We start from the raw sequence: 13,242 nt of genomic DNA, 5'->3' as shown, positions 1-13,242 counted from the left end.
GCCGCACCACCTCCTGAAGGAATCGACACCCGCATGACTCCGGATCCGTCCGCCGTGCAGCCCGCACCGACGCCCCAGCCACCCCGACCCGCCCACGCTCCCGGGGCCGCCCCCGCGGCCGAGGTCCTCACCGGAGCGCAGGCGGTCGTCCGCTCGCTCGAGATGCTCGGGATCGAGGACGTCTTCGGCCTGCCCGGCGGCGCGATCCTCCCGGTCTACGACCCGCTGATGGACTCCTCGAAGATCCGGCACATCCTGGTCCGCCACGAGCAGGGCGCCGGCCACGCCGCCGAGGGCTACGCCTCGGCGACCGGCAAGCTCGGCGTCTGCATCGCGACCTCGGGCCCCGGAGCGACCAACCTGGTCACCGCGATCGCGGACGCCTACATGGACTCGGTCCCGATGCTCGCGATCACCGGCCAGGTGTTCTCGACGCTCATGGGGACCGACGCGTTCCAGGAGGCGGACATCGTCGGCATCACGATGCCGATCACGAAGCACTCCATCCTCGTGACGCGCCCCGAGGACATCCCCTCGGCCCTCGCCTCCGCCGCGCTGATCGCCACCACCGGCCGCCCCGGCCCCGTGCTGGTCGACATCACGAAGGACGCGCAGCAGGACCAGGCGCCGTTCCTCTGGCCGCCGAAGATCGACCTGCCCGGCTACCGTCCGGTCACGAAGGCCCACGGCAAGCAGATCCAGGCCGCGGCCCAGCTGCTGGTCGAGTCGCGGAAGCCGGTGCTCTACGTGGGCGGCGGCATCATCCGCGCCCGCGCGGCCGCCGAGCTGAAGGCGTTCGCCGAGGCCTGCGGCGCCCCCGTGGTGACCACGCTGATGGCGCGCGGAGCGTTCCCGGACTCGCACGAGCAGCACCTGGGCATGCCCGGCATGCACGGCACCGTCCCCGCGGTGCTCGCGCTGCAGGAGGCGGACCTGATCCTCGCGCTGGGCTCGCGCTTCGACGACCGCGTGACCGGCAAGGCGGCGCTCTTCGCGCCCCACGCCAAGGTCGTGCACGTCGACATCGACCCGGCCGAGATCTCCAAGATCCGCACCGCCGACGTGCCGATCGTGGGCGACCTCAAGGACGTCCTCCCGGACCTCACCGACGCGTTCGCCAAGGCCTCCGCCGACGGCCGCGCCGACACCTCCGAGTGGTGGAGCTACCTCAAGGGCCTGCAGACGGAGTTCCCGCTCGGCTACACCGAGCCGAACGACGGCCTGCTCTCGCCGCAGTACGTCATCAAGCGCATCGGCGAGATCACCGGCCCCGAGGGCGTCTTCGCCTCCGGCGTCGGCCAGCACCAGATGTGGGCGGCGCAGTTCATCAAGTACGAGCGCCCCAACTCGTGGCTGAACTCCGGCGGCGCCGGCACCATGGGCTACTCCGTGCCCGCGGCGATGGGCGCCAAGGTCGGCGAGCCCGAGCGCACCGTGTGGGCGATCGACGGCGACGGCTGCTTCCAGATGACCAATCAGGAGCTCGCCACCTGCACGATCAACGACATCCCGATCAAGGTCGCGGTGATCAACAACTCCTCGCTCGGCATGGTGCGCCAGTGGCAGACCTTGTTCTACGAGGGCCGCTACTCCAACACCGACCTCAACACGGGTCACGACACCGTCCGGGTGCCCGACTTCGTGAAGCTCGCCGACGCCTACGGCGCGCTCGGCATCCGCGTCACGAAGCCGGAGGAGATCGACGACGCCATCCGTCTCGCCATCGCCACCAACGACCGGCCCGTGGTCATCGACTTCGTCGTCAGCCGCGACTCCATGGTCTGGCCGATGGTCCCGCAGGGCGTGTCCAACAGCTACGTCCAGTACGCCCGAGACCACAGCCCGACCTGGGACGACGAGGAGTAGACCCGCATGACGCACCACGTTCTCTCCCTGCTCGTCGAGGACAAGCCGGGACTGCTCACCCGTGTCGCCGGGCTGTTCGCCCGCCGCGGCTTCAACATCGAGTCGCTGGCGGTCGGTCCGACCGAGCTGGCCGGGCTCTCGCGCATCACGGTCGCCGTGGACGTCGAGGACCTGCCGCTCGAGCAGGTCACGAAGCAGCTCAACAAGCTCGTCAACGTGATCAAGATCGTCGAGCTCGACACCGACCAGTCGGTCCAGCGCGAGCACCTGCTCGTCAAGGTCCGCGTCGACAACGTCACGCGCTCGCAGGTGCTCGAGGCCGTCACGCTCTTCCGCGCCCGCGTGGTCGACGTCGCGACGGACGCCCTGGTGATCGAGGTCACCGGCGACACCGGCAAGACCAACGCGTTCCTGCGGGTGATCGAGCCCTACGGCATCAAGGAGATCGCGCAGTCGGGCCTGCTCGCCATCGGGCGCGGCTCCAAGTCGATCACCGAGCGCGTCTTCAAGAACTGACCGCGAACTCTCCACTACAGAAAAGGACTCACCACGTGACCGAGCTCATCTACGACGCCGACGCCGACCTCTCCATCATCCAGTCCAAGAAGGTCGCGATCGTCGGCTACGGCTCGCAGGGCCACGCGCACGCGCAGAACCTCCGCGACTCCGGCGTCCAGGTCGTCATCGCGCTGAAGGAGGGGTCGAAGTCGACCGCCAAGGCCGAGGACGACGGCTTCGAGGTCAAGAGCGTCGCCGACGCCGCGGCCTGGGCCGACCTGATCATGATCCTCGCGCCGGACCAGCACCAGCGCGCGATCTACAGCGAGCAGATCGCGTCCGCGCTGACCGAGGGCAAGACCCTCGCCTTCGCGCACGGCTTCAACATCCGCTTCGGCTACATCGAGGCGCCCGCGGGCGTCGACGTCATCCTCATCGCGCCGAAGGCCCCCGGCCACACCGTGCGCCGCGAGTTCGTCGCCGGCCGCGGCATCCCGGACATCATCGCCGTCGAGAACGACGCGACCGGCACCGCCTGGGAGACCGCGAAGTCCTACGCGAAGGCCATCGGCGGCACCCGCGCCGGCGTCATCAAGACCACCTTCACCGAGGAGACCGAGACCGACCTGTTCGGCGAGCAGGCCGTCCTCTGCGGCGGCACCTCGCAGCTCGTCCAGTACGGCTTCGAGACCCTCGTCGAGGCCGGCTACCAGCCCGAGATCGCCTACTTCGAGGTGCTGCACGAGCTCAAGCTCATCGTCGACCTCATGTGGGAGGGCGGCATCGCCAAGCAGCGCTGGAGCGTCTCCGACACCGCCGAGTACGGCGACTACGTCTCCGGCCCGCGCGTCATCGACCCGCGCGTGAAGGAGAACATGAAGGCCGTCCTCGGCGACATCCAGAGCGGCGCCTTCGCGAAGCGCTTCATCGGCGACCAGGACGCGGGCGGACCCGAGTTCCAGGAGCTGCGCGCCAAGGGCGAGAAGCACCCGATCGAGGAGACCGGCCGCGAGCTGCGCAAGCTCTTCGCCTGGAAGCAGACCGACGAGGACTACACCGACGGCAGCGTCGCGCGCTAGTCGCACCGCGTCGACCGGGGGAGCCCCGGCCCGACGAGGGACCCGTCCACCGGGATCCCCTCGCCGGGCCGGGGCTCCTCCGCGTCCGGGGCGCGACTACCGCTCGAGCTCGCGGACGAGACGGCGGAGACCGCCCTTCGGCGGGACGAGGACGGGGTCCGGCCACCGGGGCGAGAGGTGGTCGCCGAGCGTGACCCGGCGCAGCTTGCGGCCGACGAGGGGGAGGACCCAGTCGGCGGCCCAGCGGCGCTGCTCGCGCAGCCGCGCGCGGAGGCGGAGCGGCTCGGGGGCGTCCCAGGGCCCGGTCGAGATCGTGTGCGGCACGCCGAGCGTGTCGAGCACTCGGCCGGCCAGGACGCGGTGCCCGCGCTTGGAGAGGTGCATCCGGTCGGGCGACCAGAGCACGGGGGAGTGGAACTCCCGCATCGCCCAGTAGTCGACGAGGATCGCGCCCCGCTCGCGGGCGATCCGGCGGACGGCGCTGTTGTAGAGGTGGTTGCGGCGCAGGAACATCCGCGGGGCGGGCAGTCCCGGGATGTCGACGCCGGTGAAGAGCACGAGGGAGGCGCCGGTGGTCGCGAGCGCGTCGACGAGCGCCTCGTAGCGGGTGATCAGATCGACGGTGTCGGTGCCGAGGTCGAGGATGTCGTTGCCGCCGGCGTACAGCGTGATCAGGGTGGGGCGGAGCGCGAGGGCGGGCGCGAGCTGGTCCTCGGTGATCTGGGCGAGGCGCTTCGAGCGGACGGCGAGGTTCGCGTACTCCCAGCCCGGCTCGGCCTTCGCCAGGCGCTCGGCGACGCGGTCGGCCCAGCCGCGCACTCCGTTCGGCAGGCGCGGGTGCGGGTCGCCGACCCCCTCCGTGAAGGAGTCGCCGAGGGCGACGAAGCGGCGGCGGCGGTCGTCCATCCGTTCAGCCTCGCCCCCGGGGGAGGACGCGGGGTGTCCGCCGGGTGTCGGGGAGGCGGCGGCGGGCTCCGAGCCTCCTGCGAGGTGCGCGCGGCTAGGGTGTTGCGGTGATCGATGGTGGACCGGGCCGCTCCCCGGAGGACGACGACGCGGCGACCCCGCCGGTGGACCGCGGGCCGGACGCCGGCCCGGAGGACGACGCCGACGACGAGGCCCTGGAGTGGGCGGGCGAGGGCGCGGACCCGACGCTCGCCGCGGGGACGGCGCGCGTGCGCCGGACGCCCCGCGCGGTCGCGGGGGCGGGCCCGGCGGACGACGGCTCGGACGACGACGACCCCGAGGTCGAGGACCCCGCCGACGAGGCCGCGTCCTCGTCCGCTCTGCTGATCGCCGCGGGCATCGCGGCCGGCCTCTACCTCCTGTACGCCATCGCCTGGGCGATCACGGCGACGCGGCAGTCGCCGGTCGCCACGGCCGGCTTCGCGGGCGATGCGCTCGGCGGCGCCCTCTACTCGCTCGGGCTCTGGCTGGCGGTCCTGGCGCCGCCGGTGTGGTTCGCCGTGGCGCTCCTCGCCACCCGCGACGCCCGGGTGCGCATCCGCGTGCTCTGGCTGGTCGCCGGACTCGTCCTCCTCGCTCCGCTGCCGTTCCTGAAGGGGGCCTGATGACCGACTCGACCCGGGCCACCCTCGGCGGGACCGGCCGGCGCGACCGGCCCGGCCGGCGCCTGGCCGCCTCCGTCCTCGCCGCCGTGGTGTTCGCGCTCTTCTTCGCCTGGGACGTCTGGGAGGCGGTCGGCAACCTGATCGGCCTGCGCAGCTACGCGGCCTCCCTCGGCACCGATCTGAATCCGACGGGCTGGGCGGTGCTCCTGCTCGGCCTGGTGCTGCCGGTCGCCTGCTTCGTCGCCGCCGTCCTGCTCGGGCGCCGCCGGGGGCTCCCGGCGCTCGTCGGACTGCTCGCGGCGGCCCTCTGCCTCTCGGCGGCGCTCTCGCTCGACGTGCAGCTCGTCCTCGGCGTCGAGAGCCTGGTCTCGCTGAGCTGACCGGCGGCGTCACACGGCGCGGGGCGCGCCCACCCCTCCGCTACAGTGTCGGGGGGCTGCCGACGCCCCCGCCTCGGTGCCCGCTCCGTCCCCTCTCCGAAGGAAGCGCCTCTCGTGACAAAGCCGGTCGTCCTGATCGCCGAAGAACTCTCGCCCGCCACCGTGGACGCGCTCGGTCCCGACTTCGAGATCCGCTCCGTGGACGGCACCGACCGCCCGGCGCTGCTCGAGGCCCTCGCCACGGCGCACGCGATCCTCGTGCGCTCCGCGACGCAGGTCGACGCGGAGGCGATCGCCGCGGCCCCCTCGCTCCAGGTGATCGCCCGCGCCGGTGTGGGTCTGGACAACGTCGACATCACCGCCGCGACCGCTGCGGGCGTCATGGTCGTGAACGCGCCGACCTCGAACATCATCTCGGCCGCCGAGCTCACCGTCGGCCACATCCTGAGCCTCGCCCGCCACATCCCCGCCGCGCACAGCGCGCTCGCGCAGGGCCTCTGGAAGCGCTCGAAGTACACGGGCGTCGAGCTCTACGAGAAGACCGTCGGCATCATCGGCCTCGGTCGCATCGGCGCGCTGATCACCGCGCGCCTGCAGGCCTTCGGCGTGAACGTCGTCGCCTACGACCCCTACGTGACCAGCGCCCGCGCGCAGCAGCTCGGCGTCACGCTCCTCTCCCTGGAGGAGCTGCTGGCCGAGAGCGACTTCATCACGATCCACATGCCGAGGACCCCCGAGACGACCGGCATGATCTCGGACGATCAGCTGGCGCTGATGAAGCCGTCGGCGTTCATCGTGAACGTGGCCCGCGGCGGCCTCATCGACGAGGACGCGCTGCACCGCGCGCTCGTCGCGAAGACCATCGCCGGCGCCGGGCTCGACGTGTTCGTCAAGGAGCCGCCGACCGGATCGCCGCTGCTCGCCCTCGAGAACGTGGTCGTCACTCCGCACCTCGGAGCCTCGACCGACGAGGCGCAGGAGAAGGCCGGCGTCTCGGTCGCCCGCTCGGTGCGCCTCGCGCTCTCGGGCGAGCTCGTGCCGGACGCCGTGAACGTCGCCGGCGGCGTGATCGACGAGTACGTGCGCCCCGGCATCCCGCTGGTCGAGAAGCTCGGCCAGGTCTTCTCGGGCCTCGCGGACTCGCCGGTCACCTCCATCGACGTCGAGGTGCGCGGCGAGCTCGCCGGCTACGACGTGAAGGTCCTCAAGCTGGCGGCTCTCAAGGGCGTGTTCACCAACGTGGTCTCGGAGACGGTGTCCTACGTCAACGCGCCGGTGCTCGCGGAGCAGCGCGGCATCGAGGTGCGCCTGATCACGGAGCCGGTCTCGGACGAGTACCGCAACGTGATCACGCTGCGCGGCGCGCTCTCGGACGGCTCGCAGATCTCGGTCTCGGGCACGCTGACCGGCACCAAGCAGGTCGAGAAGATCGTGGCGATCAACGGCTACGACGTCGAGGTCCCCCTCGCGAAGCACCTCGTCGTCATGAGCTACGTCGACCGCCCCGGGATCGTCGCGGTCTACGGCCGCGAGTTCGGCGACGCCGCGGTCAACATCGCGGGCATGCAGATCGCGCGCACCGAGGCGGGCGGCAAGGCGCTCTCGGTGATCACCATCGACTCTCCCGCCCCCGACGGCCTGCTCGAGAAGGTCCGCGTCGCGATCGACGCCGACCTCATGCAGGAGATCGACATCACCGAGCAGTGAGCACGCGGCGGTTCGCTCAGGTCGACGTCTTCGGCGCCGCGCCGTTCCGGGGCAACCCGGTGGCGGTCGTCGTCGACGGCGACGGCGTGGGCGACGCCGCGATGGCGGAGTTCGCGCGCTGGACGAACCTCTCCGAGACGACCTTCCTCCTCCGCCCGAGCGACCCCGCGGCCGACTACCGGCTGCGGATCTTCACGCCGGGCGGGGAGCTGCCCTTCGCCGGGCACCCGACCCTCGGGAGCGCGCACGCCTGGCTCGCGGCCGGAGGGACGGCCCGCGCGGCGGGGGAGCTCGTGCAGGAGTGCGCCGCGGGTCTCGTCCGACTGCGGGTGACGGAGGAGGGCATCGCCTTCGCCGCCCCGCCCCGCCGGCGGACCGGACCGGTCGACGAGGCGACGCTCGAGCGGGTGGCTGCGGCTCTGCGGATCCCGCGCGCGGAGATCCTCGACCACGAGTGGGTCGACAACGGTCCCGGCTGGCTGGCCGTGCGGCTCGCGTCGGCGGAGCAGGTCCTCGCGCTGCGGCCGGACCAGGCTCTCCTCGCCGGGCTCCCCGTCGGCGTCGTGGGCGAGCATCCGGCGGGAGGCGAGTGCGCGGTCGAGGTGCGGGCGTTCATCCCCGACGCCGGTGTGTCCGAGGATCCGGTGACGGGGAGCCTCAACGCGGGGATCGCCCAGTGGCTGATCGGCAGCGGCGTGCTGCCCGAGCGCTACACGGCCGCTCAGGGGGCGGCGCTGGGCCGAGCCGGGCGCGTGCGCGTCGAGAGCACGGACGGCGCGATCTGGATCGGCGGCGCGACGGTGACCCTGATCGACGGCGTCGTCGAGCTGTAGCGGGTCCGCCGGGGCGGCGCGGTTCAGCTCCCGAGGAGGCGCTGGACGACCGCGAGGACGTCCTCGGCCTCGCCGCGCGACTGCGAGCCCGTGGGGAGCAGGGCGGAGTTGTAGTAGAGCCCGTCGCTCATCAGGACGATCGCCCGGGCGACGAGCGGGTCGCCCACGGCGTCGGCGACCACCTCGTTCCAGCTGTCGTGGATCCGCGCGAGGCCCCCGCTGGCGCGCTCGTCGTGCCCCTGCGCGATGCGCGACACGGCGAGGATCGTGCGGTCGAAGGCCGAGTCGGCGGCGAAGGAGGTGCGCAGCAGGTAGGCGACCACGCCCTCGGGAGCAGCGAGGCTCTGCGCGACGTCCGCCTCCCGCCGCGCGTCGAGGCGCTGCAGGAGCCCGTCGACGAGGGCGTCCTTCGAGGGGAAGTGGTAGAGCAGCCCGCCCTTGGAGACTCCGGCCTCGCGGGCGACGGCGTCGAGGGTCGCGGCGCGCTCGCCCTGCTCGATGAGGAGCTGCTCGAACGCGTCGAGGACGCGGTCGCGGGCGGGGGCAGGAGGCACGGCGACCATCCTACGGCGGATCAGTGGCGACTGTACCGGCTGGACGGTATACTCTCTCCGTTCTCCTCTGAAAGGTCGTCCCCGTGTCCGCGCGCACCGCTCCCGTCTCCACCCACGACACCGCCGGCGCCGCCGACCGGGTCGGGCGACGCGCCTGGGTGGCGCTCGCGGTGCTGATGCTCCCGGTGCTGCTGGTCTCGGTCGACAACACGGTGCTGAACTTCGCGCTCCCCTCGATCGCCGAGGATCTGGGGCCCTCCGGCACCGAGCTGCTGTGGATCGTCGACGCCTACCCGCTGGTGCTCGCGGGCCTGCTGGTGGCGATGGGCAGCCTCGGCGACCGCGTCGGGCGGCGGCGCCTCCTGCTGGTCGGCGCGGTCGGCTTCGCCGCCGTCTCGGTCGTGGCCGCGTTCGCTCCCACCGCCGCGGCGCTCATCGGCGCCCGCGCGGCACTGGGCTTCTTCGGCGCGATGCTGATGCCCTCGACGCTCTCGCTCCTGCGCAGCGTCTTCCCCGACCGCGACCAGCGCCGCCTCGCGATCGCGATCTGGGCGACCGGCTTCGCCGTGGGCTCGGGCATCGGCCCGCTGGTCGGCGGCGTGCTGCTCGAGCACTTCCCCTGGGGGTCGGTGTTCCTGCTCGCGGTACCCGTGCTGCTCCCGCTGGTCGTCCTGGTGCCGATCCTGGTGCCGGAGTCGCGCGACCCGCAGCCCGGCCCGGTCGACGTGGTCAGCATCCTGCTGTCGCTGGCGACCATGGCGCCGGTCGTCTACGCGGTGAAGTCCTTCGCCGAGCACGGGATCGACGCGGTCGGCGTCGCGGCGCTCGTCGTGGGCGTCGTCTCGGGAGTTCTGTTCGTCCGCCGCCAGCAGCGCCGGGCCTCGCCGATGCTCGATCTCTCGCTCTTCCGCCGCGGCTCGTTCAGTGCGGCGATCGTGGTCAACCTCCTCAGCGTCACCGCGCTGGTCGGCGGGCTCTTCTTCCTCTCGCAGCACCTGCAGCTCGTGGTCGGGCTCTCGCCGCTGGAGGCGGGCCTCGTGCTCGTGCCGGGCCTCGCCGTGATGATCCTGGCCGGGCTCGGCGTGGTGCCGATCGCGCGCCGCGTCGCTCCGCGCCTCGTCGTCCCGGCCGGACTGCTGGTCTCGGCCGTCGGGTACATCCTGCTGGCCCTCGGCAGCGGGGCGCCCGGAGGAGCGTCCGCGCTCACCGTCGCCGTCGCCTTCGCGTTCCTCGGCCTGGGCATCGGTGCGGCCGAGACGGTGTCGAACGAGCTGATCCTGGCCAACGCGCCCGCCGACAAGGCCGGTGCGGCCTCCGCCGTCTCCGAGACCGCCTACGAGCTCGGTGCCGTCCTCGGCACCGCGACGCTCGGCACGGTCCTCACCGCCGTGTACCGCGGGGGAGTCGTGCTGCCCGAGGGCCTCGACGCCGCGCAGGCGCAGCGGGCCGGGGAGACCCTCGGCGGCGCCGTCTCGGTCGCCGGCGAGCTGCCCGCCGACTCCGCCGCGAGCCTCGTCGCGTCGGCGAGCGCGGCGTTCGACTCGGGCGTCGGCTGGTCGGCCTGGCTCGGTGTCGTCCTCGTGCTGGCCGCCGCCGCGGTCGGCGCCTGGCGCCTCCGCCGGAGCTGACGCTCCTCCTCTCCTCCCGAGGGAGGCCGCCCGGGACGCGCAGCGCCTCCCGGGCGGCCCTCGCCAGCCCGACGGGGGCGCGTGCCCCGGACCGCGGCGCGGGCGGGCCGCGAGTACGCTGGGGGGACTCCGACCCCGTACGCCTGAGGACCGCCATGCCCCGCACCGTGAAGCTCGCCGTCATCCCCGGAGACGGGATCGGGCCCGAGGTGACCGCCGAGGCCGTCAAGGTCCTCGACGCCGTCACCGCCGACTCCGACCTGGTGCTCGAGACGACCACCTTCTCGCTCGGCGCCGCCCGCTACCTCGAGACCGGCGACGTCCTCACCGACGAGGACCTCGCGGCGATCGCGGGGCACGACGCGATCCTCCTGGGCGCCGTCGGCGGAGCACCGGGGGACCCGCGCCTCCGGGACGCGAACATCGAGCGCGGGCTGCTCCTGCGGCTGCGCTTCGAGCTCGACCACTACGTCAACCTGCGGCCCACCCGTCTCTACGCGGGCGTCCCCTCGCCGCTTGCGGCTCCCGGCGAGGTCGACTTCGTGGTCGTCCGCGAGGGCACGGAGGGGCCCTACGTCGGTACCGGCGGCTCGATCCGGCAGGGCACCCCGCACGAGATCGCCAACGAGGTGTCGGTCAACACCGCCTACGGGGTCGAGCGCGTCGTCCGCCACGCGTTCGAGCTCGCCCGCACGCGCCGCTCCCGGCTGACGCTCGTGCACAAGACGAACGTCCTCGTCTTCTCCGGCTCGCTCTGGAAGCGGATCGTCGACGAGGTGGGGGCCGCCTTCGAGGACGTGGCCGTCGACTACCTCCACGTGGACGCCGCCACGATCTTCCTCGTGACCGACCCTGCTAGGTTCGACGTCATCGTCACCGACAACCTCTTCGGCGACATCCTGACCGATCTGGCCGGCGCGATCAGCGGCGGCATCGGACTCGCGGCCTCGGGCAACATCAACCCCGACGGCGCGTTCCCCAGCATGTTCGAGCCGGTCCACGGATCCGCGCCCGACATCGCAGGACGGCAGCTCGCCGACCCGACCGCCGCGATCCTCTCGGCCGCGATGCTGCTGGACCACCTCGGCCGGAGCGACGAGGCCGCCCGCGTCACCGCGGCCGTGACCGCCGACATCGAGTCGCGCGACGGCACCCCGCGCTCCACGGCCGCGATCGGCGACTCCGTCGTCGCCCGCCTCCGCTGATCCCCCGCAGAAGGACACCACCACGATGAGCACCGACTCCGCCCCCGCCGACCTCGCGTTCGAGGTGACCGCCGCCCCCGCGCCCCGCTCCGCCGAGGAGCGCGCCCGGATCCTCGCGAACCCCGGCTTCGGCATGCACTTCACCGACCACATGGTCGGCCTCCGCTGGACCAGCGCGGACGGCTGGCACAGCGCCCGCGTCGAGCCCTACGGCCCGCTCGCGCTCGACCCCGCCGCCGCCGTCCTGCACTACGCGCAGGAGATCTTCGAGGGGATGAAGGCCTACCGCCACGAGGACGGCTCCGTCTGGACCTTCCGCCCGGAGGCGAACGCGCGCCGCCTGCAGCGCTCGGCCCGCCGTCTCGCGCTGCCGGAGCTCCCGACGGACCTCTTCGTCGAGTCGCTGCGGCAGCTGATCGCGGTCGACGGCGACTGGGTCCCCTCGGAGCCGGAGACCAGCCTCTACCTGCGCCCGTTCATGTTCGCGCAGGAGGCGTTCCTCGGCGTGCGCGCGGCCGAGGACGTCGGCTACTACGTGATCGCCAGCCCCGCCGGCGCCTACTTCTCGGGCGGCGTCGCCCCCGTGTCGATCTGGCTCTCCACCTCCTACGCCCGGGCGGGCAAGGGCGGCACGGGAGCGGCGAAGACGGGTGGCAACTACGCCTCCTCCCTCCTCCCGCAGCAGGAGGCCTACAGCCACGGCTGCGCGCAGGTCCTCTTCCTCGACTCGCAGGAGTCGCAGTGGATCGAGGAGCTCGGCGGCATGAACGTGGTGCTGGTGAAGAAGGACGGCACGCTGGTCACCCCGGAATCGGACTCGATCCTCGAGGGCATCACGCGCGACAGCGTCCTGCAGCTCGCCGAGGACCGCGGCCACCGCGTCGAGCGGCGCCGCGTGAGCATCGACGAATGGCGCGACGGAGTGGCCTCCGGCGACGTGGTCGAGGTGTTCGCCTGCGGGACCGCCGCCGTGATCACCCCGATCGCCGAGCTCAAGGGCGAGGGCTTCTCCGTCGGCCGCGAGAGCGCGCCCGCCGGGGAGCTCACGATGTCGCTCCGCGAGGAGCTGACCGGCATCCAGTACGGACGCCGCGAGGACACGCACGGATGGATGACGAGGCTGGACGCATGAAGATCGCACGATTCGCCACGCAGCGCGACGGGGACAACGGGGGAGCGATCCACTTCGGGATCGTGGACGAGGACGACCTGGTCGTGCTCGCCGGCGACCCGATGTTCGCCGGGTTCGACACCACGGGGGAGCGCATCCCGATCGCGGAGGCGAAGCTCCTCGCGCCGGTGATCCCGCGCTCCAAGATCGTCGGCATCGGGAAGAACTACGCCGACCACGCGGCCGAGATGGGCGGCGACGCCCCGGCGGAGCCGCTGGTGTTCCTCAAGCCGAACACGTCGGTCATCGGCCCGGACGAGGCGATCGTCCTCCCCGAGGACAGCCAGCAGGTGGAGTTCGAGGGCGAGCTGGCGATCGTGATCGGCGCCGTGGCCCGCAACGTCCGCGCGGAGGACTACGAGGACGTGGTCTTCGGGTACACGATCGCCAACGACGTCACCGCACGCGACCTCCAGCGCTCCGACGGCCAGTGGGCGCGGGCGAAGGGCTACGACACCTTCTGCCCGCTCGGACCGGTCATCGAGACCGAGTTCGTCTGGAACGAGAGCGCGATCGAGACCCGCGTCAACGGGCGCATGCAGCAGTCGGGCAGCACCGGCGACATGATCCACGGGGTGCCCGAGCTCGTGGCCTACGTCTCGCGCATCTTCACGCTGCTCCCCGGGGACGTGATCCTCACCGGGACGCCTGCCGGCGTCGGGCCGATCGCGAACGGGGACACCGTCGCGGTGGACGTCGAGGGCATCGGCACGCTGTTCAACCCGGTGGTCGTCCGGCGCTGAGCCCGGG

Annotated in this window: 13 protein-coding genes; 11 read left to right on the top strand and 2 right to left on the bottom strand. The window is 72.6% G+C overall.

The features are described from left to right. Nucleotides 1-33: 33 nt before the first annotated feature. The 3 genes from C5C56_RS05585 to ilvC are packed head-to-tail and all read left to right on the top strand — an operon-like array spanning nucleotide 34 to nucleotide 3,443. Entirely contained in the window at nucleotides 34-1,866 is a 1,833-nt protein-coding gene (locus C5C56_RS05585) for an acetolactate synthase large subunit (protein ID WP_104283817.1), read from the top strand. Nucleotides 1,867-1,872: 6 nt separating this feature from the next. Continuing rightward, nucleotides 1,873-2,382, top strand: coding sequence for an acetolactate synthase small subunit (gene ilvN, locus C5C56_RS05580; protein ID WP_104223540.1), 510 nt, complete (start codon nucleotides 1,873-1,875; stop codon nucleotides 2,380-2,382). 35 nt (nucleotides 2,383-2,417) lie between these two features. Beyond that, nucleotides 2,418-3,443 carry a ketol-acid reductoisomerase gene (ilvC, locus tag C5C56_RS05575; RefSeq protein WP_104223539.1) on the top strand — a complete coding sequence of 342 codons (1,026 nt, stop codon included), beginning with the start codon at nucleotides 2,418-2,420 and terminating at the stop codon, nucleotides 3,441-3,443. Between the two features lie 96 nt (nucleotides 3,444-3,539). Here the strand turns inward: ilvC and C5C56_RS05570 are convergent, their stop codons facing one another. Further along, entirely contained in the window at nucleotides 3,540-4,349 is an 810-nt protein-coding gene (locus C5C56_RS05570; protein WP_104223538.1) for an SGNH/GDSL hydrolase family protein, read from the bottom strand. 107 nt (nucleotides 4,350-4,456) lie between these two features. Between C5C56_RS05570 and C5C56_RS05565 the strand changes: the two genes are divergently transcribed. The 4 genes from C5C56_RS05565 (at nucleotide 4,457) to C5C56_RS05550 (ending at nucleotide 7,934) form a co-directional block, all read left to right on the top strand. Continuing rightward, nucleotides 4,457-5,014, top strand: coding sequence for a hypothetical protein (locus C5C56_RS05565; RefSeq protein ID WP_104272733.1), 558 nt, complete (start codon nucleotides 4,457-4,459; stop codon nucleotides 5,012-5,014). Beyond that, nucleotides 5,014-5,394 carry a hypothetical protein gene (locus C5C56_RS05560; RefSeq protein WP_104319217.1) on the top strand — a complete coding sequence of 127 codons (381 nt, stop codon included), beginning with the start codon at nucleotides 5,014-5,016 and terminating at the stop codon, nucleotides 5,392-5,394. Before C5C56_RS05565 ends, C5C56_RS05560 begins: the two co-directional genes overlap by 1 nt. Before the next feature lie 114 nt (nucleotides 5,395-5,508). Continuing rightward, nucleotides 5,509-7,101 carry a phosphoglycerate dehydrogenase gene (gene serA, locus C5C56_RS05555; RefSeq protein WP_104223535.1) on the top strand — a complete coding sequence of 531 codons (1,593 nt, stop codon included), beginning with the start codon at nucleotides 5,509-5,511 and terminating at the stop codon, nucleotides 7,099-7,101. Then, a complete protein-coding gene (locus C5C56_RS05550; RefSeq protein WP_104268716.1) occupies nucleotides 7,098-7,934 on the top strand; it encodes a PhzF family phenazine biosynthesis protein in 837 nt (278 codons plus the stop codon). Before serA ends, C5C56_RS05550 begins: the two co-directional genes overlap by 4 nt. Nucleotides 7,935-7,957: 23 nt before the next feature. Here C5C56_RS05550 and C5C56_RS05545 read toward each other — a convergent pair whose 3' ends face one another. Continuing rightward, complete coding sequence (locus tag C5C56_RS05545) at nucleotides 7,958-8,497, bottom strand: TetR/AcrR family transcriptional regulator (RefSeq protein ID WP_208543367.1); 540 nt, start codon at nucleotides 8,495-8,497, stop codon at nucleotides 7,958-7,960. A 74-nt stretch (nucleotides 8,498-8,571) separates the two neighbouring features. Between C5C56_RS05545 and C5C56_RS05540 the strand changes: the two genes are divergently transcribed. From C5C56_RS05540 to C5C56_RS05525, 4 genes are all read left to right on the top strand, one after another. Further along, nucleotides 8,572-10,116 carry an MFS transporter gene (locus C5C56_RS05540; RefSeq protein WP_258059394.1) on the top strand — a complete coding sequence of 515 codons (1,545 nt, stop codon included), beginning with the start codon at nucleotides 8,572-8,574 and terminating at the stop codon, nucleotides 10,114-10,116. A 155-nt stretch (nucleotides 10,117-10,271) separates the two neighbouring features. Beyond that, nucleotides 10,272-11,321 (top strand): 3-isopropylmalate dehydrogenase, encoded by a 1,050-nt coding sequence (locus C5C56_RS05535; RefSeq protein ID WP_104261557.1) that lies wholly within the window; start codon nucleotides 10,272-10,274, stop codon nucleotides 11,319-11,321. A gap of 25 nt (nucleotides 11,322-11,346) precedes the next feature. Further along, a complete protein-coding gene (locus C5C56_RS05530; protein ID WP_104319216.1) occupies nucleotides 11,347-12,453 on the top strand; it encodes a branched-chain amino acid aminotransferase in 1,107 nt (368 codons plus the stop codon). Continuing rightward, complete coding sequence (locus C5C56_RS05525; protein WP_104319215.1) at nucleotides 12,450-13,235, top strand: fumarylacetoacetate hydrolase family protein; 786 nt, start codon at nucleotides 12,450-12,452, stop codon at nucleotides 13,233-13,235. The genes C5C56_RS05530 and C5C56_RS05525 overlap by 4 nt, the downstream gene beginning before the upstream one ends. Nucleotides 13,236-13,242: the final 7 nt, after the last annotated feature.

Source organism: Rathayibacter sp. AY1D1, assembly GCF_002932635.1.
In the GTDB taxonomy this organism is placed as follows: domain Bacteria; phylum Actinomycetota; class Actinomycetes; order Actinomycetales; family Microbacteriaceae; genus Rathayibacter.
This window is presented reverse-complemented; position numbering and strand designations above follow the sequence as displayed.

Bases quoted from the DNA above. Each gene is read 5' to 3' on its own strand.
- C5C56_RS05585 (WP_104283817.1), top strand. From the start codon at position 34: ATGACTCCGGATCCGTCCGCCGTGCAGCCCGCACCGACGCCCCAGCCA.
- ilvN (WP_104223540.1), top strand. From the start codon at position 1,873: ATGACGCACCACGTTCTCTCCCTGCTCGTCGAGGACAAGCCGGGACTG.
- C5C56_RS05570 (WP_104223538.1), bottom strand. From the start codon at position 4,349: ATGGACGACCGCCGCCGCCGCTTCGTCGCCCTCGGCGACTCCTTCACG.
- C5C56_RS05560 (WP_104319217.1), top strand. From the start codon at position 5,014: ATGACCGACTCGACCCGGGCCACCCTCGGCGGGACCGGCCGGCGCGAC.
- C5C56_RS05545 (WP_208543367.1), bottom strand. From the start codon at position 8,497: ATGGTCGCCGTGCCTCCTGCCCCCGCCCGCGACCGCGTCCTCGACGCG.
- C5C56_RS05535 (WP_104261557.1), top strand. From the start codon at position 10,272: ATGCCCCGCACCGTGAAGCTCGCCGTCATCCCCGGAGACGGGATCGGG.
- C5C56_RS05530 (WP_104319216.1), top strand. From the start codon at position 11,347: ATGAGCACCGACTCCGCCCCCGCCGACCTCGCGTTCGAGGTGACCGCC.
- C5C56_RS05525 (WP_104319215.1), top strand. From the start codon at position 12,450: ATGAAGATCGCACGATTCGCCACGCAGCGCGACGGGGACAACGGGGGA.